18 protein-coding genes are annotated in these 19,513 nt (G+C 35.8%); 8 read left to right on the top strand and 10 right to left on the bottom strand.

Annotation, left to right across the window (positions count from 1 at the left end):
* Positions 1-108: 108 nt before the first annotated feature.
* Entirely contained in the window at positions 109-2,355 is a 2,247-nt protein-coding gene (katG, locus tag ABIQ27_RS09970; protein ID WP_348033737.1) for a catalase/peroxidase HPI, read from the top strand.
* A gap of 54 nt (positions 2,356-2,409) precedes the next feature.
* Here the strand turns inward: katG and ABIQ27_RS09965 are convergent, their stop codons facing one another.
* Positions 2,410-2,784 carry a DoxX family protein gene (locus ABIQ27_RS09965; RefSeq protein WP_348033736.1) on the bottom strand — a complete coding sequence of 125 codons (375 nt, stop codon included), beginning with the start codon at positions 2,782-2,784 and terminating at the stop codon, positions 2,410-2,412.
* Positions 2,785-2,883: 99 nt separating this feature from the next.
* Positions 2,884-3,780, bottom strand: a complete 897-nt coding sequence (locus ABIQ27_RS09960) for a DUF4349 domain-containing protein (RefSeq protein WP_348033735.1) — start codon at positions 3,778-3,780, stop codon at positions 2,884-2,886.
* Between the two features lie 201 nt (positions 3,781-3,981).
* Here ABIQ27_RS09960 and ABIQ27_RS09955 point away from each other — a divergent pair, with 201 nt between their 5' ends.
* Genes ABIQ27_RS09955 through ABIQ27_RS09945 form a run of 3 tightly spaced genes read left to right on the top strand, consistent with a single transcriptional unit; the run spans position 3,982 to position 8,591 of the window.
* Entirely contained in the window at positions 3,982-5,268 is a 1,287-nt protein-coding gene (locus ABIQ27_RS09955) for an anthranilate synthase component I family protein (protein ID WP_348033734.1), read from the top strand.
* 22 nt (positions 5,269-5,290) lie between these two features.
* Positions 5,291-6,601, top strand: coding sequence for a tRNA lysidine(34) synthetase TilS (tilS, locus tag ABIQ27_RS09950; RefSeq protein WP_348033733.1), 1,311 nt, complete (start codon positions 5,291-5,293; stop codon positions 6,599-6,601).
* Positions 6,594-8,591 (top strand): thioredoxin family protein, encoded by a 1,998-nt coding sequence (locus ABIQ27_RS09945; protein WP_348033732.1) that lies wholly within the window; start codon positions 6,594-6,596, stop codon positions 8,589-8,591. The genes tilS and ABIQ27_RS09945 overlap by 8 nt, the downstream gene beginning before the upstream one ends.
* Before the next feature lie 34 nt (positions 8,592-8,625).
* On the opposite strand, the gene ABIQ27_RS09940 is transcribed toward ABIQ27_RS09945, so the two are convergent.
* Positions 8,626-9,150 (bottom strand): hypothetical protein, encoded by a 525-nt coding sequence (locus tag ABIQ27_RS09940; protein ID WP_348033731.1) that lies wholly within the window; start codon positions 9,148-9,150, stop codon positions 8,626-8,628.
* 105 nt (positions 9,151-9,255) lie between these two features.
* Between ABIQ27_RS09940 and ABIQ27_RS09935 the strand changes: the two genes are divergently transcribed.
* Both ABIQ27_RS09935 and ABIQ27_RS09930 read left to right on the top strand, forming a co-directional pair.
* Positions 9,256-11,583 carry a UvrD-helicase domain-containing protein gene (locus ABIQ27_RS09935; RefSeq protein WP_348033747.1) on the top strand — a complete coding sequence of 776 codons (2,328 nt, stop codon included), beginning with the start codon at positions 9,256-9,258 and terminating at the stop codon, positions 11,581-11,583.
* 103 nt (positions 11,584-11,686) lie between these two features.
* On the top strand, positions 11,687-12,307 hold the full coding sequence (locus ABIQ27_RS09930) for an L-threonylcarbamoyladenylate synthase (protein WP_348033730.1): 621 nt from the start codon (positions 11,687-11,689) through the stop codon (positions 12,305-12,307).
* Between the two features lie 110 nt (positions 12,308-12,417).
* Here ABIQ27_RS09930 and ABIQ27_RS09925 read toward each other — a convergent pair whose 3' ends face one another.
* The 3 genes from ABIQ27_RS09925 to ABIQ27_RS09915 all read right to left on the bottom strand — a co-directional run bounded on the left by ABIQ27_RS09925 (position 12,418) and on the right by ABIQ27_RS09915 (position 14,799).
* A complete protein-coding gene (locus ABIQ27_RS09925) occupies positions 12,418-13,254 on the bottom strand; it encodes an OmpA family protein (protein ID WP_348033729.1) in 837 nt (278 codons plus the stop codon).
* A gap of 82 nt (positions 13,255-13,336) precedes the next feature.
* Complete coding sequence (locus tag ABIQ27_RS09920; RefSeq protein ID WP_348033728.1) at positions 13,337-14,326, bottom strand: glycosyltransferase family 2 protein; 990 nt, start codon at positions 14,324-14,326, stop codon at positions 13,337-13,339.
* Between the two features lie 11 nt (positions 14,327-14,337).
* Entirely contained in the window at positions 14,338-14,799 is a 462-nt protein-coding gene (locus tag ABIQ27_RS09915) for a type I restriction enzyme HsdR N-terminal domain-containing protein (protein ID WP_348033727.1), read from the bottom strand.
* A 54-nt stretch (positions 14,800-14,853) separates the two neighbouring features.
* Here ABIQ27_RS09915 and holA point away from each other — a divergent pair, with 54 nt between their 5' ends.
* Entirely contained in the window at positions 14,854-15,858 is a 1,005-nt protein-coding gene (gene holA, locus ABIQ27_RS09910; RefSeq protein ID WP_348033726.1) for a DNA polymerase III subunit delta, read from the top strand.
* Here the strand turns inward: holA and ABIQ27_RS09905 are convergent.
* Together ABIQ27_RS09905 and ABIQ27_RS09900 are read right to left on the bottom strand one after the other, a co-directional pair.
* Positions 15,851-16,438: a C40 family peptidase gene (locus ABIQ27_RS09905; RefSeq protein ID WP_348033725.1), complete on the bottom strand. Its 588-nt coding sequence runs from the start codon at positions 16,436-16,438 to the stop codon at positions 15,851-15,853. The genes holA and ABIQ27_RS09905 overlap by 8 nt on opposite strands.
* Positions 16,439-16,495: 57 nt before the next feature.
* Positions 16,496-16,873: a hypothetical protein gene (locus ABIQ27_RS09900; protein WP_348033724.1), complete on the bottom strand. Its 378-nt coding sequence runs from the start codon at positions 16,871-16,873 to the stop codon at positions 16,496-16,498.
* Positions 16,874-17,163: 290 nt separating this feature from the next.
* Between ABIQ27_RS09900 and ABIQ27_RS09895 the strand changes: the two genes are divergently transcribed.
* On the top strand, positions 17,164-18,222 hold the full coding sequence (locus tag ABIQ27_RS09895) for an NAD(P)-dependent alcohol dehydrogenase (RefSeq protein WP_348033723.1): 1,059 nt from the start codon (positions 17,164-17,166) through the stop codon (positions 18,220-18,222).
* 62 nt (positions 18,223-18,284) lie between these two features.
* On the opposite strand, the gene ABIQ27_RS09890 is transcribed toward ABIQ27_RS09895, so the two are convergent.
* Positions 18,285-18,971, bottom strand: coding sequence for a T9SS type A sorting domain-containing protein (locus tag ABIQ27_RS09890; RefSeq protein WP_348033722.1), 687 nt, complete (start codon positions 18,969-18,971; stop codon positions 18,285-18,287).
* 91 nt (positions 18,972-19,062) lie between these two features.
* Complete coding sequence (locus tag ABIQ27_RS09885) at positions 19,063-19,503, bottom strand: RDD family protein (RefSeq protein ID WP_348033721.1); 441 nt, start codon at positions 19,501-19,503, stop codon at positions 19,063-19,065.
* Positions 19,504-19,513 lie beyond the last annotated feature (10 nt).

The raw sequence follows: 19,513 nt of genomic DNA, 5'->3' as shown, positions 1-19,513 counted from the left end.
CAATTAGTTAATAGTAATATATAATTAAAAGCTATTAAGAAAAAACAACAAGAATCACTAGATTTGGAATTCTAAAATGTAACTTTATAACAACATAAAATATAAGATATGGGAAATGACACATCTCAGGGCAAATGCCCGTTTGGACACGGAGCCTCAAAAGAAACCGCTGGTAGTGGAACAAGAAATATTGATTGGTGGCCAAATCAATTAAAGTTAAATGTACTTCGTCAAAACTCTTCGCTTTCTGACCCGATGGATGCCGATTTCGATTATGCAAAAGAGTTCAAAAGTTTGGATTTGGCAGCAGTAAAAAAAGACCTGACTGCATTAATGACAGATTCACAAGATTGGTGGCCGGCAGATTTTGGGCACTATGGAGGTTTGTTTATCCGTATGGCCTGGCACAGTGCCGGAACTTACCGAGTTCATGATGGACGAGGTGGAGGCGGAGCAGGACAACAGCGTTTTGCACCCCTTAATAGTTGGCCTGATAATGTTAGTCTTGATAAAGCACGTAGATTGGTATGGCCAATTAAACAAAAATATGGCCGCAAAATTTCGTGGGCCGATTTAATGATTCTCGCGGGTAATGTGGCACTTGAATCAATGGGATTTAAAACTTTTGGCTTTGCCGGAGGACGTGAAGATGTTTGGGAAGCTGATGAGAATGTATATTGGGGTTCAGAAACAACATGGCTTGGAAATGAAGATCGTTATAGTCATGGAGTAGAAGGTTTGGCAGGGCGTGGAGTAGTTTCTTCAGACGAAGATCCTGGAGATATGCATTCCAAAGGTGATTTGGAAAATCCTCTTGCGGCAGCACACATGGGATTAATTTATGTAAATCCGGAAGGCCCGGACGGAAATCCTGATCCTATTGCAGCAGCAAAGGACATCCGTGAAACATTCGCACGTATGGCAATGAATGATGAAGAAACGGTTGCTTTGATTGCAGGTGGACATACATTTGGGAAAACCCACGGAGCTGCGTCTTCAGATAACGTAGGGAAAGAACCGGAAGCTGTCGGTTTAGAACATCAGGGTTTTGGATGGATTAGCAAACACGGCAGCGGAAGAGGCGCAGATACCATTACAAGCGGACTAGAAGTTACGTGGACAAAAACACCAACGCAATGGAGCAATAACTTCTTTGAAAACCTTTTTGGTTTCGAATGGGAACTGACTAAAAGCCCTGCAGGTGCTCATCAATGGGTAGCCAAAAACGCCGAAGAAATTATACCGGATGCTTTTGATGCTTCAAAGAAACATTTCCCAACAATGCTTACTACCGATTTATCATTGAGGCTCGACCCAGCATATGAGAAAATCTCACGTCGTTTCCTTGAAAATCCAGATCAGTTTGCAGATGCATTTTCACGAGCCTGGTTTAAATTAACTCACCGTGATATGGGACCGAGAGCACGCTATCTGGGTGCAGATGTTCCAAAAGAAATATTACTATGGCAGGATCCAATTCCGGCTGCTAATCATAAATTGATTGACGCTAATGATATTGCTACATTAAAAAATGAAATTTTAGACGCTGGACTTTCAGTATCCCACCTGGTATCTACAGCTTGGGCATCAGCTTCAACTTTCCGTGGTTCAGACAAACGCGGTGGTGCCAATGGTGGGCGTTTACGTCTTGCCCCTCAAAAATATTGGCAGGTAAATAATACGCCATTGATTACAGATACATTGAATAAATTGGAAGCTATTCAAAAAGAATTCAATGCTGAGTCTGGTGACAAAAAAGTATCAATTGCCGACCTTATTGTTTTAGCTGGTTGTGTTGGAATTGAAAAAGCTTCAAGAACGAATATGCCTTTTACTCCGGGTCGTATGGATGCATCACAGGAAGAAACTGATGTAGAATCTTTCGCTCACTTAGAGCCAAAAGCTGATGGTTTCAGAAACTATCGCAAGAAATCTGGTGTATTGACTGAGGCATTATTAATAGATAAGGCGCAATTGTTGACACTTACAGCCGCAGAATTAACGGTACTTGTTGGCGGTATGCGCGCATTGAATACAAATTTTGATGGTTCAGCGCATGGAGTTTTGACAAAAAATATTGGGCAATTAACTAATGATTTCTTTGTGAATCTTCTTGATATGAATACTGAATGGAAAGCAACTTCAGAAGACAGGGAATTATACGAAGGAACAGACCGTAATACGGGAGAACACAAATGGACAGCAACCCGTGCTGATCTTGTATTTGGTTCTCATGCAGAATTAAGAGCTATTGCTGAAGTATATGGTAGTAGTGATGCTAAAGATAAATTCGTAAAAGACTTTGTCTCAGCATGGGATAAAGTGATGAATCTTGACCGATTTGATTTGGCTTAATTCAAGTTTATAAATAAAAAAGTCCTCTCGTTTTTTTTAACAAGAGGACTTTTTTTAGGGTGTAAATACTGTTTTATAATTATCCCAGTAACGATAAATCAGGAACAGATTTCCAATGAAAAGTAATGCTGCTATTGGTAATGTTGCCGGAGCCATAAAATAATTAATTAATAAAATATTCAAAGTAACAGGAAGAATAACGATGTTAGCCAAAGTTACATATTTACCAATTACATAAGACAATCCACAAAGTAGTTCAACAGCCTTCGCTAAAGGCATTAAATATACTGAGGCAATCAAACCGGTATTGAATGCTTTAAAATTCCCAGTCGCTTCAGTTTCAGGCATTAGTTTTAAAAAGAAACTGATTGAAGCAAATAGCAAAAAAAGCCCAATCAAGACTCGAACAATAATGGTTGCGATTTTCATAATTTTTGATTTTTAAGTGATTAATGATAACCAAAGTTAAATAAAAAATACCAAAGGATTGCTCCAATGGTATCTAATTTACAGTCAAGTTACTAACTATTATTTCTTCACAAATTTTTTATATCCAAATACTCCTAAAATAGCGAGCAATATCAACGCCCAAAGTTGCATTATGAAAGCAGTAATGGCTTCCAACATAAACCAACCCGTTTTCAGACTATCCCAAATTTGAAGTCCAATATGTGGTCTGTAAGCATTGATGCTTTTTTCATTGGCAACAATTTCCTGCAAAACACTTTCTCTCTGATACAAATACAAAGTAACCGTGCTAAAATTTACATGATCTTCGAGGCTTAGATTTTTTAGAACAGTTTCATCGCTTTCGGTTTCCCTGTTTAGAACTTTATCTTCCGCGCCCGTAATGTCTCTTAATCTTTTACCTTTACTATCAATGCCATTTTCGAGTCTTTTTTGATTTGCAGCCAATCTTTTTTGCGCCATTTTATTCGATAATAATTGCAGGGCAACATCATCAGCTTTTATCAAACGGCTATCTAAAAAAGCGACTTCTTGCACCATTGATTTTAAAACGGTATCTAATTGGGTATTTGGAACGCGAAGTGTAATGGTATTATCAACAGTAAAATGGGTAGTTTCGAGTGTACTGTCCTGACTGATTTTGGTTTCTGATTTTTCGTTGATGTTGCTTTTCAAATCTGTGAAAGTAACAAAGCCCCCGTTTTTGGAAACTATATTTTCAATAGCATAAGTTGATTTGGCAACATTCTTTACTTTGAATTTTAAATCTGCGGTTCGTACAAATTTCCGATTACTTTCTTTTTTTTCAACCGCAGCGTTGGAAGAGATTGTTGATTCTACTGATGTGCTGTCAACCGCGGCTTCAACATTAGATTCTGCAAGACCGTCAGCTTGTTTACACGCAAAGGCAAGTCCGAATAAGAGCAATGCCAAACCAAGTTTTGTTTTGTTTTTCATTTTACATTCATTTTAATAGTTATTAATAGTTACAATTTCAATTCTCAAAAGGTGAGTGTAGTTTTCTATCAATAGTTTAAAATGAATTACTTGTTAAATGGTTTTTTTAGTCTTACTAAAAAGCGTGCCAAAATTTTACACTTGTCTATTCTAATGAACAATTATTTTATTGTAATTTTGAGTGCCATAAAAATCATCTCATTGAGAACTATATTTTCGAAAAAAATTGACAATCCTGAACTGTTCAAAAACCAATTACTGCATTGGTCACAACAGTTTAGGGAAGTAGTTTTTTTGGATTCAAATAATTATCATCAAAAACAGTCCAGCTTTGATTGTGTGCTGGCTGTGGATGCTTTTACTTCAGTAAAAACAGATTACAACAACGCTTTTGAAGACTTAAAACAATACCAGCAACAAACGAAAGACTGGCTGTTTGGCTATTTGTCTTATGATGTAAAAAATGATGTAGAAGAATTGCATTCCAACAACTTTGATAGCTTGCATTTTCCCGATTTGTTTTTCTTTCAGCCAAAGAAATTATTCCTACTAAAAGGAAATCAATTAGAAGTTCAGTATCTGAGAATGTGTGATGATGAATTTGATGAGGATTTTAACCACATTCAAACCATTTCACATCCATCATCCGTCATCCATCATCCATCGTCTATTCAACAAAGAATCTCAAAAGAAAGCTATCTTTCCAAAGTAAATGAAATGCTCGAACAGATTCATCGTGGCGATATTTACGAAGCTAATTTTTGCATGGAGTTTTATGCCGAGAAGGCTACTATTGAGCCAATTGAAATCTACCAAAAACTAAACGAAATTTCCAAACCGCCATTTGCGATATTCTTCAAAAACAATGAGCAGTATTTGCTTTGTGCTTCGCCGGAACGTTATTTAAGAAAAGAAGGAAACAAAATCATATCGCAACCGATAAAAGGAACAGCCAAACGTTTTTCGGATGAAACTCTCGATAATAATTCAAAAAAAGAATTAGAGCAAAACCCAAAAGAACGTTCCGAAAACATCATGATTGTTGACTTGGTTCGCAACGATTTATCACATACAGCCATAAAGGGCACAGTAGAAGTTGAAGAATTGTGCGGCATTTATACTTTCGAACAGGTGCATCAAATGATTTCGACAGTTGTTTCTAATGTGGAAAATACAACTTCGCCAATAGAAATTCTACGCACAACTTTTCCAATGGGAAGCATGACAGGCGCGCCAAAAATTTCGGCAATGAAAATAATCGAAGAACTGGAAGAATCAAAACGCGGTATGTATAGCGGCGCTGTTGGTTATTTTACTCCGGAAAATGATTTCGATTTCAATGTCGTTATCCGAAGTATTTTGTACAATGCTTCAGCCAATTATGTTTCATTTTCTGTCGGAAGCGCTATCACTTCGCAATCCAATCCCGAACAGGAATATGAAGAATGTTTGCTGAAAGCCAAAGCGATGTTTGAAGTTTTGAGTTAAATTAAAATAACTACTTTTGAAGATGCTCGCAAAATTCCAAAATCATATCAATCAAAATCTTCCTTTTCTGAAAGAGAAAAAACTCCTTTTGGCAACAAGCGGAGGCATTGACAGCATGGTTTTGTTGCATTTGTGTCATGATTTGAAGTTAGATGTTAGAGTCGCACATTGCAATTTCCAACTGCGTGGTGATGAAAGCGATGAAGATGAAAAATTTGTGAAATCACAATGTGAAAAGCTGGATGTTCTGATGTTTGTAAATCATTTTGATACCAAAAAATTTGCTGAAACACAGAAATTATCCATTCAGGTTGTTGCCCGAAACCTTCGTTATGAATGGTTCAACACACTTTTGATAAATAATGATTACGATTATATTCTAACGGCGCATCATTTGGATGACAGTTTGGAAACGTTTCTAATCAATTTTACACGCGGCTCAGGATTAGACGGTTTGACCGGAATTCCGCAGCAAAACGGAAATGTTGTTCGTTCGTTATTGCCTTTTTCCAGAAACGAAATCGAAGCTTTTGCTAAAGAAAATAAGATTCAATGGCGGGAAGACAGCAGCAATGCTTCGGATAAATATGTTCGAAACAAATTGCGTCACGATGTGATTCCGATATTAAAAGAGCTCAATTCAAGTCTGTTGGATTCATTCGAAAACACCATTTCGAATCTGCAGCAAGCACAGACTTTGGTTGATGATGCATCCCGAATTGTATATCGAAAAGTCGTTACAGACATGAATTTTCAAAAGAGAATCAACTTGACGGAATTGATGCAATTGCCCAATTACTATGCGTATTTGTATCAATGGCTGGAACCTTTCGGCTTTAGCGATTGGGATTCGATTACTGATTTGGTTACAGCACAATCCGGAAAGCAGATTCATTCGCAAAATCACACGTTGCTAAAAGACAGAAATGAGTTGATTTTTTTTCAGAAACAAAAAACAGAAGGAAACGAAGAGTTTCTAATTGAAAAAGACCAAAAAGACGTTAAATTTCCCTTAAAAATTTCGTTTTGTAACGTAGACGACATTTCGGTTCAGGCAACTAATACTATCTTTGTCGACGAAGAAAAACTCCAGTTTCCATTGGAAATCAGAAAATGGCAGGAAGGTGATTGGTTTTATCCTCAAGGAATGAACGGGAAAAAGAAGCTCAGCAAGTTTTTTAAAGACGAAAAAATTTCTTTACTGGACAAATCAAATGCCTGGCTTTTATGTTCTGAGAATCAAATTGTTTGGGTTATCGGAAAAAGACAAGACGAGCGATTTAAAGTTACAACACAAACAACACAAATAATACAAATCCAACTTCATGAATAAAATAGTATTTACACTGCTAACCTTTTTGGCTTTTGCCAACATCAATGCACAAATTGTAAAACCGGTAAAATGGACTTCCAGAGTTGAGGTTACTTCGGTGGATGCATTTAATTTGATCATGGATGGAAAGATTGATGAAGGCTGGCATGTTTATTCTCAATTTACGCCTGTCGATGGCCCTTTACCTGCCGAATTTGTATTTAAAGATGCAAAAGGCAACTATGAATTGATTGGCAAGGTTAAAGAAAGTCCATATAAAAAAGAGTTCAATGATATTTTTGGTGTTGATGAATATTATTTTGAAAAGAGCGTAACCTTTACCCAAAAAGTAAAAATTATTAATGCCAAACTAACTTCCATAAAAGCCCAGATTGATTATCAGGTTTGCAAGCAGGCGTGCATCAATGACAATATGCAGTTTACGTTTGCTTTACCTGATTCGAAAGCAGCGCTAAGTTCAACTGTTGTTAGCGATACAACCACTGCAAGTTCATCGCAATTTACGGTTAGTGAACCTGCCAAACCAGAAGTAGAAACAGTTGCCGAAGCACCAAAAAAAGAAGAGAGCAAAGGTTTGTTGACCCTATTTATACTATCGCTTCTTGGTGGTTTTGCGGCCACATTTACGCCTTGTGTTTATCCAATGATACCAATGACGGTTAGTTTCTTTTTGAAGCAACCAGGCAGGAAATCAAAAGGAAAATTCAACGCTATATTTTATGGAATTTGTATAGTATTGATTTGTTTTGCCATTACAATTCCGTTTCACATTTTTGAGGGAATAAGCAGGGATATTTTTTCTGAAGTATCCACCAACGTTTATGTCAATATTTTTTTCTTTCTGATTTTTACAGTTTTTGCAATATCATTTTTCGGGGCATTTGAGATAACGATACCTACAAGCTTAAGCAATAGAACTGATAAAGCTTCGAATAAAGGTGGCTTGATTGGTATTTTCTTTATGGCATTGACTTTAATAATAGTGTCATTTTCATGCATTGGTCCGGCATTGGGTTTTGTTTTTGGAACCTCATTAAACTCTGATGGCGGCGCAACAATTTTATCCATAGCAATGTTAGGTTTTGGATTTGGATTAGCGTTACCATTCATGTTCTTCGCTTTAGTGCCGAGTTTTTTAGGAAGAATGCCTAAATCTGGTGGCTGGCTGAATACATTGAAGGTTGTTTTCGGATTTGTAGAATTAGCTTTGGCTTTCAAATTTTTATCCAATGCAGATATTGGCTTGGATTTACATTTGCTGCACAGAGAAATATTCATAGCCATTTGGATTGCCATTTTTGCAGGTTTATCGTTGTATCTTTTTGGAAAAATCACTTTGCCACATGATAGTGTATTATCACATATTTCAGTAGGGAGATTATTGCTTGCGATTACATCATTAGCTTTTACTGTTTATTTAATTCCAGGGCTTTGGGGTTCACCATTGAAATTAATAAGTGCTTTTCCGCCACCGATGACTTATAGTGAAAGTCCACAGGGATTCGGTAGTAAAGTTTCTCCTGAATCTAATAAAGAATTGCCCGAAGGAGCAGAGTTAACGGTTCATAACATAGTTTCTTTTACAGATTATAAAACGGGAGTTGCTTACGCAAAGAAAGTCAATAAGCCAATCATGATCGACTTTACAGGAAAGCAATGCGTGAACTGCAGGTTAATGGAAAACAACGTTTGGTCTGATGAAAAAGTCTTATCTATTTTGAAAAATGATGTGGTTTTGATTTCGCTTTACGGTGATGATAAAAAGGAATTGCCTGAATCGGATCAATATGTTACCAAAGAAGGAAAAGAAATTAATACGATTGGCAAAAAATGGAGCGAATTCCAAATTACACGATTCAATAATAATTCCAGACCATTGTATGTATTATTAGATTTAAACGAGAAAGAATTAAACACACCAGTTGCTTACACACCGGATATTAGTGAATATCTAACTTGGCTAAAAGACGGAGTGTCAAAGTTCAAATAACAAAAAAGCCTTCTCAATCGAGAAGGCTTTTTTGTTATCCTAAAACTTCGGCTACTTCATTTTTTAAATAACTCAAAGCTACTGTAGTGGCAGATTGTCCGTCGAGCATATTGCTTAAAATCTTTTCTCTTAGTTGATCCGCATTCGTAACGGTTTCATCCGAAGTTGTTTTTCTGATATTTTGAATGATAGTGTTTTTAGCTGTCAAAAGCATTGTCCAAAGTTCATTTGTAATATAGACTTGCTGCGTGATATTGTGTTCGTATTCTTGTTCAATATGATGAATCAAAAGATTTTGATAATCTACTTTATCATTATTCAATGGAGCAACTCTGATTAGTAATTTCGAAGGATTGATACGCTCTAAAAACAAAGCCAGTCTTTCATAAGCTTGTAAACGCAATGGTAATGAATGTTTCTGATTTTCTCTTTGCAATAACCAACGTCTGGTATTTTGCTGGTCTTTAAAGTAATTGTCAAACAAATAATACGCCACACCACCAGTTATAAGTGATGGAACAGCATACATCAGTAATTCTAAAATTTTATCGGAGCTCATAGTTAGTTTTGACTAAAATTGTTGACAAATATAATAGAAATACCCTTAAAATTAATTGTAATTCAAAACGAGTAATCATAAATTTGAGCATTCTCAAAAATGATGATAGAAAAATATATCTCACAACTTAACGAAGCCCAACAACAACCTGTTTTTCAGAAAGATGGGCCAATGATTATCATTGCTGGCGCAGGCTCAGGAAAAACGCGTGTATTGACGGTTCGTATTTCCTATTTGATGAGCTTGGGTGTGGATGCGTTTAATATTTTGGCATTGACGTTTACCAACAAAGCGGCACGCGAAATGAAAAAACGTATCTCAGAAATCGTCGGAACAAATGAAGCCAAAAACCTTTGGATGGGAACTTTCCACTCCGTTTTTGCCCGAATTCTAAGAAGTGAAGCTGATAAATTGGGTTATCCATCCAACTTTACAATTTATGATACCCAAGATAGTGTCCGTTTGATTTCAGCGATAATCAAGGAAATGCAATTGGACAAAGATATTTATAAACCAAAGCAGGTTCTGAGCAGAATATCATCCTATAAAAACTCATTGATTACAGTAAAAGCATATCTCAATAATCCCGAATTGCAGGAGCAGGATGCTATGAGCAAAAAGCCGCGTTTAGGTGAAATCTATGCAAATTATGTTGACAGATGTTTTAAATCCGGTGCGATGGATTTTGATGATTTGTTATTAAAAACCAACGAACTTTTAAATCGTTTTCCGGATGTGTTGGCAAAATACCAAGACCGATTTCGTTACATTTTGGTTGATGAGTACCAAGATACCAATCACTCGCAGTATTTGATTGTACGTGCGTTGAGCGATAGATTTCAAAATATTTGCGTCGTTGGTGATGATGCGCAAAGTATCTATGCTTTCCGTGGTGCCAATATCAATAACATTCTGAACTTCCAAAAGGATTATGAAAATGTAAAAACATACCGATTAGAACAGAATTATCGCTCTACTAAAAACATTGTAGAAGCCGCAAATTCAATCATCGATAAAAATAAAACCAAGCTCGAAAAAGTTGTTTGGACAGCTAATGATTTCGGGCCAAAAATAAAAGTGCATCGCAGCATAACAGATGGCGAAGAAGGTCGATTTGTAGCTTCTGAAATCTTTGAACAAAAGATGCGCAATCAAATGCTAAATGGTCAGTTTGCGATTTTGTATCGAACCAATGCACAATCCCGTGCTATGGAAGACGCTTTGCGTAAGCGCGATATTCCGTACCGGATTTATGGTGGTTTGTCATTCTATCAAAGAAAGGAAATCAAAGATGTATTGTGTTATTTGCGATTGGTTATCAATCCAAAAGATGAGGAAGCGTTAATCCGTGTGATTAATTATCCTGCGCGTGGAATTGGAGATACAACAGTTGAAAAACTTACGGTTGCAGCCAATCATTATAAGCGTTCCATTTTTGAAGTAATGGAAAATATTGATAAGATTGATTTGAAATTGAATTCGGGAACCAAACAAAAACTCGAAGATTTTGTAACGATGATCAAAAGTTTTCAGGTCATCAACGAACAGCAGGATGCATTTGTATTAACCGAGCATGTTGCCAAAAAAACAGGGTTAATCCAGGAACTCAAAAAAGACGGAACGCCTGAAGGAATAGCCCGAATTGAAAATATCGAAACTTTAATGGGCGGTATAAAAGATTTCATCGAAGGTCAAAAAGAAATTGATGGCGCTCGTGGTGCTTTATCTGAATTCATGGAAGATGTAGCACTCGCAACTGATTTAGACCGTGATACCGGCGATGATGATAGAGTTGCCCTAATGACAATTCACTTGGCAAAAGGATTGGAATTTCCGTATGTTTTTGTGGTCGGAATGGAAGAAGATTTGTTTCCAAGTGCGATGAGTCTAAATACAAGGAGCGAACTCGAAGAAGAACGGAGATTGTTCTATGTTGCCTTAACACGTGCCGAACATCAGGCTTATTTAACGTATGCACAATCGCGTTACCGTTGGGGCAAATTGGTCGATAGCGAGCCTTCCCGTTTTATCGAAGATATAAAAGATGAGTTTTTAGAATATATCAATCCGTTGGATACAGGTTATCGCTATAAACCAACCATAGATTTGGATATTTTTGGAGATATTGATAAATCCAAATTGCGTTTAGCCAAGCCTGAAGCAGGAACTCCACCAAAAAAATATGGAGATGAACCAGTTTCTTCTGTGAATATTCGTAAATTGAAACCAATTGGCAATGCACCAAGTAATAATACCAATTTGTTTGACAGTAAATTAACCATTGGAAATGTTGTAATTCACGAGCGTTTTGGTAAAGGTCAGGTAGTAAGTTTAGAAGGTGTCGGCGCCGACAAAAAAGCAGAAATCAAATTTGAAGTAGGCGGAATTAAGAAATTATTACTTCGATTTGCTAAATTGGATGTTATTGGATAAGAGAATAGAACAAAGAATATAGAACATAGACTTTGTCCTTTATTTTATTAATTTTATCTTCTTTCATAAATATCTATTTTCTATACTCTTTATTCAAAAAAAAATGGCCGAATTCATAAAAATATACGAAGACAAACCAAACGAAGCTTCCATAAAAAAGGTAGTTGACGTTTTAAAAAATGGTGGTTTGGTAATTTATCCCACAGATACCGTTTATGGTTTGGGGTGCGATATTACCAATACCAAAGCCTTGGAACGCATTGCCAAAATCAAAGGCATCAAGTTGGAGAAAGCCAACTTCTCTTTTGTTTGTAGTGATTTGAGTAATCTTTCCGATTATGTAAAGCAAATAGATACAGCTACTTTCAAAATTTTGAAACGCGCTTTGCCCGGACCATATACTTTCATTTTACCTGGTAATAATGATTTGCCAAAAGAATTCCGCAAAAAGAAAACTGTTGGAATTAGGATTCCGGATAATTGTATTGCACTCGAAATTGTAAAAATGTTGGGCAATCCAATCGTATCAACTTCTATCCACGATGATGATGAAGTATTAGAATATTCTACTGATCCTGAATTGATTTTTGAAAAGTGGCAGCACTTGGTTGACTTAGTGATTGATGGCGGTTACGGAGATAATGTTGGTTCCACTATTATCGATTTATCAGGTTATGAACCGGTTGTTATTCGTGAAGGCAAAGGTGACCCGGATATATTTTAGTGTTCAGTCGCAGTCTCAGTAAGCAGTATGGTTTCTATATAAAAAATGTCCCGATTTCTCGAGACATTTTTTGTTTATGACATAGCTGTGACTGTAAACTGTGACTCAGACTATTTTTGTTGGTTCTTCATTTCTTTTTCAATCATTTCGTAGAACTCATCAATTTTTGGTAATACTACAATACGTGTTCTTCTGTTTTTGGCTCTGTTATCAGCAGAATTGTTATCCACTAACGGAATAAATTCACTTCTACCGGCAGCAATCAACTGAGATGGTTTTACACCTAAATCTTTTGTCAATACTCTGATAATAGCTGTTGAACGTTTTACACTTAAATCCCAGTTGTCCAGCAAAATTGCATTTCCTGTAAATGGAACATTATCGGTGTGACCTTCAACCATACATTCGAATGTTGGTCTGCTGTTAATTACTTTGGCTACTTTGCCTAACACTTCTTTTGCTCTGTCACTTACCATATAACTACCGCTTTTGAATAATAATTTATCAGCGATAGAGATGAAAACAACTCCTTTTTCTACGTTGATTTCGATATCCGGATCAGAAATACCAACGGAACTTTTCAAACTGGTAACCAAAGCCAGTGTAACGCTGTCTTTTTTGGTTAACGCATCCTGAAGACGTGATATCTTAAGATCTTTTTCTTTCAAACTTTCTAATGATTTTTCTAAGTTCGTAGCACCCTTAGTACTCAACATAGTCATTTCTTTAGAACTGTTTATCAAATCAGAATTGTTTGTTTTTAAATAATCGTTTTGTTTTGAAAGCGCATCTTTTTCAGATAGACACAAATTCAGTTTAACGGTTGTCGAATTCAATAAATCCTGACATTCTTTGTTCTGTGCTTCTAAAGCGGCGATTTTTTTCTTGGTACCACACGATGTTAGCGTAAGCGCCGCTAACGAAAGTGCAAAAATTACTTTTCTCATGAGTTAGGTGATTTTAATTTTAACAAAAATAAGGATTATTTTAATTTTTCTGAGCATATCTAATGATAAACTCTTGTTAAAATTACTTGTCAAAAACGGTGCCGCTCTTTATGAAGTAGCGGTATACAATGCTTTTCGAATGATAGTATGAATCCAACTGAATTCCGCTTCGTTTTTTTAACGTTTTGTTTATCAGAGAGTAAAAAGAAAAATGAGCTTTCAAAATTGCCCAGCAATGAATAAATTTTCCTTTAAAAATAAATAGAATTCCTGCAATGCCATCAAGTATCAGACGCACAAAAAGAATAGGAAACAACTTGTTTTCGGGTAAATTTTTGGTGAGCATCAATAATGAATTCCTAAAATTCAGAAAAGTTTTTTTGGGATTGCTTTCGTTCAAAGTAGCGCCGCCAACATGATAGACAACAGATTCGGATGTATATTTGGCTTTATAGCCTAAGTTAAAAGCTCTCCAGCATAAATCAATCTCTTCCTGATGCGCAAAGAAATCATCGTCAAAACCATTTAATTTTCGGTAAACTTCTTTTCGGATGAATAAACAAGCACCGCTTGCCCAAAAGATTTCAAGTTCATCATTGTATTGTCCGTTGTCTTTTTCAATAGTGTCAAAAATACGGCCTCGGCAATATGGATAACCATATTGATCAATAAAACCTCCGGCTGCTCCGGCATATTCAAAGTATTCTTTGTTTTTATAATCTAAAATCTTAGGCTGTATAATACCAATGTTTGGTTCAGAATCAAAAATGGATAGAATAGGAGCAAGCCAGTTTTCAGTAACTTCTATATCGGAATTGACAAGAGCATAATATTCTTCTTCGACTTGTTGCAAAGCTAAATTATAACCTTTGGCAAAACCATAATTACCATCATTTTGAATAATTGTAGCCGTTGGGAATTTCTCTTTTATAACCGCAATCGAATTATCCGTTGAAGCATTATCAGCAACATAAATTTTTGCTTCATTAGAATAGGCAACCACCGAAGGCAAAAACTGCTCTAACAGCTTGGCTCCATTCCAGTTCAAAATAACTACGGCGATTTTTTTCAATGATAATTTGGTTATTTGTGGATTTGGTTATTTGAAAAATCAGGTAGTTCTTTTAAGAATACGTATTTCTCATTTTCAAAATCCATTTGACAAAAGTAATGATTTAGTCCGTTGGTTACCATCAGATGCTGTGCTTTTAGCGTCAGGTTATACCGTGCAATCTGATCAAAAGTTTCCTGCGAGATTTTTACTTCGGGCGCTTTGCATTCAATTAGCAAAAATATTGTTCCATCTGGTTGAAAAACAACTATATCGTAGCGTTTAGTTATATCGTTAATCTTAATAAGTTTCTCAATATTGAGATAAGATTTTGGATAATTCTTCTCCTGTAATAAGAATTGAATGGTGTTTTGACGAACCCATTCTTCAGGAGTTAATTGTATAAACTTTTTCCTGATGTCATCAAAAATTGACACTTTATTTTCACTATTTTTGAAGCGAAAGTTATAGGAAGGAAAGTTGAGTTGCTGCATGAAGCAAATCTATTATCAAATAAACGAATAACCAAATAACCGAATCAACTTATTTTGGAAGAAGTAGTAAAAATAATTAACGACATCAAAGCTGGTAATATCAAACCTATCTATTTCCTGATGGGTGAAGAACCCTATTATATTGATAGAATTACCGAATATTTGGAAGATAATCTTTTGACCGAAGAAGAAAAAGGATTCAACCAAATGGTGCTTTATGGTCGCGACACTACTATTGACGATGTCGTATCCAATGCCAAACGTTATCCAATGATGGCAGAACGCCAGGTTGTAATTGTTAAAGAAGCTCAGGAATTATCAAGAACGATTGACCAATTGGAGAAATATGCCGAAAATCCGCAGCCTACAACAGTTTTAGTTTTTGCTTACAAATATAAAACTCTTGACAAACGCAAGAAAGTAACCAAAACGCTCGATAAACATGGTCTGGTTTACGAAAGTAAAAAGATGTACGATAATCAGGTTGGGCAATGGATTAAGAATGTTTTGAAAAACAGGGGTTATGCCATCGAGCCAAAAGCTATGGCAATGCTCGTCGAATTTCTTGGGAATGATTTAAGCCGGATTGCAAACGAATTGACCAAACTTGAAATTATCCTTCCAAAAGGAAGCACAATCACGCCTCATCACATAGAAGAGAATATCGGTTTCAGCAAAGATTTTAATGTGTTTGAATTTAGAAAAGCCATTGGAGAGAAAAACCAATTCAAGGCTTACCAAATTGCTAACTATTTTGCACAGAATCAAAAAGACAATCCAATAGTTATGACCAACGGATTGGTGTTTAGTTTCTTTTCGGCTTTATTGCAATACCATGGTTTAAAAGATAAATCACCTGGTAATGCAGCCAAAATACTTAAGGTAAGCCCTTATTTTATAAATGATTACATAGGTGCTGCACACAATTATCCGATGAGAAAAGTGAGCACGATTATAGCAACACTAAGAGATGTTGATGTCAAAAGTAAAGGTGTTGGAGCGAATGGGTTGCCTCATGGCGATTTGCTGAAAGAGATGCTGGTGAGTATTTTTAATTAATTACACTTATAGCTTTTACAAATCTACGCTTATAACCTTCCACTTTTAGACTGGTAATAACTACTTTCATTTCACGACCTGAAGTGGAATGGATAAAGTCGCTTTCCATTCCTTTTGGATTCGTAACGATGCCCAAATGGCCTATAACAGTATTATTGGTCGGACTCAAAAACACAAGTATATCTCCTTTTTTTACATTTTCAATTGGAACTTCTTTTCCAAAATTTTCATATTGTGGTGAACTTCGTGGCACTTCAATTCTAAAATGCTTAAAAACATAATAAACAAATCCTGAACAGTCAAATCCATTCGTATCAGAACCAGCTTCAACATAAGGAGTTCCTAATAATTCCTTTCCGTAATTGACAATGCTGTCCCTTTTGGAAATTGTGTTTTCGTTTTCAGTTGGATTTATAACTGAGTCATTGATATTGATTTCATTATTTTGAGGCTTAGATTTTGTCAGCCAACTAAACGCAATTGCTGAAACTATTAGCAATAAACTAATAAGTGTCGCGAGTTTTAAGAGATTTATCCTTTGAGATTTCATATCGAAATTAGATGTTGTTAAATCTACCATTACAAAGCTAGTTTTTATTTTGAGGATTAAGAGCGAAAGCTACAGTTGTTTATCAGGCTATTCTAATTTAGTTGATTTACCAACAGTCAGATAGATATGATTGGAAGCATCAATAAATTCAATTTTTGTTTTTTGTTTATTGATTTTCATATCCATCTTTCCTTTTTCATTTTCTAAATCATACCACATAAAATTAGAATTCAATTCATCTACATGAGATTCCATAATTTTATATTTTAGTTTGGTGTCGGTAAAAAAGAACGTTACATCCTTTTTTTTGGTATCTAAAAACACAAAGGAATATTCGTTTCCGGAAATATCACATTCTCCTTTTTTGAAAGGTTTGACATCAACACAATATTGTTGTACATTGAATACTTCCTGCTGAGCATAAACTCCTGAAGTTAACATCAGTATAAAAAGGAATTTTTTCATAGAATTTTTTTTCCTCGAAATACAAAAAATGCGCCACAATTTTTTTGTCTTCAGAAATAAAGTGACAGGAAACTTTTTTATTCCAGAATTTTGAACAATAAAAAAAGCGAAACACTCCCGTCTTTCGCTTCTTTTACATATTCATATAATTCTGAATTTGTTATGTTAAAGTTACAAACTACAACTCCAAACCACAACAACTTTAACTTTACTTTAATTTTTTCTAATGTCTAAACTGTAATAAAATAGATTAAATTTATTGTCTTTAAAATAAATCAAAAACAACACAAATGGAAACAACAAACGTAAAAGCATTCGGTACAGACAGTACCACAGCGCCATTGAAAGAAATGAATATTGAGCGCAGAGTAGCATTGCCTAAAGACATTGAGATTGAAATTTTATACTGCGGTGTTTGTCACTCAGACATACACTCGGCAAGAAATGATTGGGGTTGGACTACTTATCCTGTAGTTCCGGGACATGAGATTGTTGGGAAAGTAACCAAAGTAGGAAGTGAAGTAAGCAAATTAAAAGTTGGCGATTTTGCAGCGGTAGGCTGTCTTGTAGATTCATGCCGAACATGCAGTAGTTGCAAACAGAATTTAGAACAATATTGTTTAAATGGTTGGGTGGGAACTTATGGCAGTCAGGACAAGCATTTAGGTGGATTTACACATGGCGGATATTCAGAAAAGATTGTTGTTGATGAGGACTTTGTTTTAAAAGTACCGGCTAATTTAGATTTGGCTGCAGTTGCTCCGTTACTTTGTGCGGGAATCACGACTTGGTCTCCATTACGTCACTGGAATGTTGGTAAAGGAAGTAAAGTTGCCGTTGTCGGTCTTGGTGGATTAGGACACATGGCAATAAAGTTGGCAAAAGGTTTAGGTGCCGATGTAACACTGTTTTCCAGAACACCGGAAAAAGAAAAAGATGCAAAGGATTTGGGTGCAGATGCTGTAATAATTTCTACAGATGATGCTCAGATGGCTTCGGTTGCAGGAAAATTTGATGTGATCATTGATACCGTTCCTTATGTACATGATGTGAATCCGTATGTTGGAACATTAGCTATAAGCGGAACGTTGGTTATCGTTGGTTATTTAGGTGGTTTAGAACCTATTTTGAATACTGTTCCATTGATATTGGGAAGAAAAGCAGTTGCTGCTTCACTAATTGGAGGAATTGCCGAAACTCAGGAAATGCTCGATTTCTGCGGTAAGCACAACATCGTTTCTGAAATAGAAGTTATCAAAATGCAGGAAATCAATGAAGCTTATGAAAGAATGCTGAAAAGCGATGTGAAATATCGTTTCGTGATTGATATGACTTCGCTTAAGAAATAACATTGCTATATAAATAAAAAAGGCGTTCCATTGGAACGCCTTTTTTATTTATTGAATCTAAATCAATTTTTGATGATTTTCTTGTTTATTGTTCCAAGGTCTGTGGTAATTTCTAAAACGTATATTCCCGAAGATAATTCAGAAATATCGATAGCTTCAAAACCTTGATTTATAGTTTTTACATTTTGTCCTAATGAATTAATGACCTGAACCTTTGAAATCGGTATTTGATTCGAATTTATAAAAACTGTGGAGCTGGTTGGATTTGGATAAATTGCTATTTGTTCTAAACTAAAATCCTTATTTTTAAGAGGAAAGTTTTGGAATATAGCCTGCCCAAAGAGTGGCGTGCCAAATATCAAAACTCGTCCAGTACCTTCAGTATAAATATTATAGTATCCTGGTGATTGCAAAAAATAAAAATAGGAACCTTCAACTGAGTTATGGATTTGGGGACCACAAATCGCTAAAGTCGCAGAAAATGTACCAGGCATATAATCAGAAGCATCCATAGTGGCAAACGAACCGGTGAATGTATTGCAGGCACCATTGCCGCTAAAACTCAAATCAGCAGAAATAGTCAGAGTTGGTGCGATGGGCGGATCAACTGCCGAAATTGTATATGCGGGAGCGAAATCATTTGTCTGAACAAATCGTAAATACCAGGTTTGAAATAACTGTGGATTTGGGTCTTGTGAAAAACAGTTTACGCCGCAAAGTATTGAAACGAAGAGTAGTAAATATTTCATATTTTGTAGATTTAAGTGACTGATTTATTTTTAAGCTTGTGCTAAGGTAAGAAATTTATCAATGAAAAAATTCATTTTTGCGCCACGTTTTTTATTCTTCAGTAAAAATCTGATTTGCATCTACAACAATCGTTTCTGCCCAAAGGTCGCCAACACGCTGGTTTTTTGGTGTTTTTGAAATTGTAATAAAACCAACCAATCCAAAGAAAAACATATCGACAGGATCCATTAAGTGTCTTTTGAAGGATTGTTCCAAAGAAATTTTGCCAGGCAGATTTTCCTGAACTGGCTTCAGACCAACAATTCCATTGCCAAGTGTGACACCAAATAGTTGTTCCAGACCGATTGTCATAAAAGCCCAAAACAGCATAGGAATCAACAATGTTAATCCGGCTATTTCGTATTCGCCATCTGCCTTTTTTTTGCCGATAAGAACAATTAGATAAACTGTTACAGCAAAAATGATAGCATAATCAATAAAACCAGCCAAAAATCTAGCGGCTGTGTGTGGTTTTGTTTTTGTATGTTCCATGTGATTTTAT

The organism is Flavobacterium sp., assembly GCF_039916025.1.
In the GTDB taxonomy this organism is placed as follows: Bacteria; Bacteroidota; Bacteroidia; order Flavobacteriales; family Flavobacteriaceae; genus Flavobacterium.
This window is presented reverse-complemented; position numbering and strand designations above follow the sequence as displayed.

Bases quoted from the DNA above. Each gene is read 5' to 3' on its own strand.
- ABIQ27_RS09940 (WP_348033731.1), bottom strand. From the start codon at position 9,150: ATGAGCTCCGATAAAATTTTAGAATTACTGATGTATGCTGTTCCATCA.
- ABIQ27_RS09945 (WP_348033732.1), top strand. From the start codon at position 6,594: ATGAATAAAATAGTATTTACACTGCTAACCTTTTTGGCTTTTGCCAAC.
- ABIQ27_RS09915 (WP_348033727.1), bottom strand. From the start codon at position 14,799: ATGCAGCAACTCAACTTTCCTTCCTATAACTTTCGCTTCAAAAATAGT.
- ABIQ27_RS09905 (WP_348033725.1), bottom strand. From the start codon at position 16,438: ATGGTAGATTTAACAACATCTAATTTCGATATGAAATCTCAAAGGATA.
- ABIQ27_RS09965 (WP_348033736.1), bottom strand. From the start codon at position 2,784: ATGAAAATCGCAACCATTATTGTTCGAGTCTTGATTGGGCTTTTTTTG.
- ABIQ27_RS09960 (WP_348033735.1), bottom strand. From the start codon at position 3,780: ATGAAAAACAAAACAAAACTTGGTTTGGCATTGCTCTTATTCGGACTT.
- ABIQ27_RS09890 (WP_348033722.1), bottom strand. From the start codon at position 18,971: ATGAAATATTTACTACTCTTCGTTTCAATACTTTGCGGCGTAAACTGT.
- katG (WP_348033737.1), top strand. From the start codon at position 109: ATGGGAAATGACACATCTCAGGGCAAATGCCCGTTTGGACACGGAGCC.
- ABIQ27_RS09900 (WP_348033724.1), bottom strand. From the start codon at position 16,873: ATGAAAAAATTCCTTTTTATACTGATGTTAACTTCAGGAGTTTATGCT.
- ABIQ27_RS09895 (WP_348033723.1), top strand. From the start codon at position 17,164: ATGGAAACAACAAACGTAAAAGCATTCGGTACAGACAGTACCACAGCG.
- ABIQ27_RS09925 (WP_348033729.1), bottom strand. From the start codon at position 13,254: ATGAGAAAAGTAATTTTTGCACTTTCGTTAGCGGCGCTTACGCTAACA.
- ABIQ27_RS09885 (WP_348033721.1), bottom strand. From the start codon at position 19,503: ATGGAACATACAAAAACAAAACCACACACAGCCGCTAGATTTTTGGCT.
- ABIQ27_RS09930 (WP_348033730.1), top strand. From the start codon at position 11,687: ATGGCCGAATTCATAAAAATATACGAAGACAAACCAAACGAAGCTTCC.
- tilS (WP_348033733.1), top strand. From the start codon at position 5,291: ATGCTCGCAAAATTCCAAAATCATATCAATCAAAATCTTCCTTTTCTG.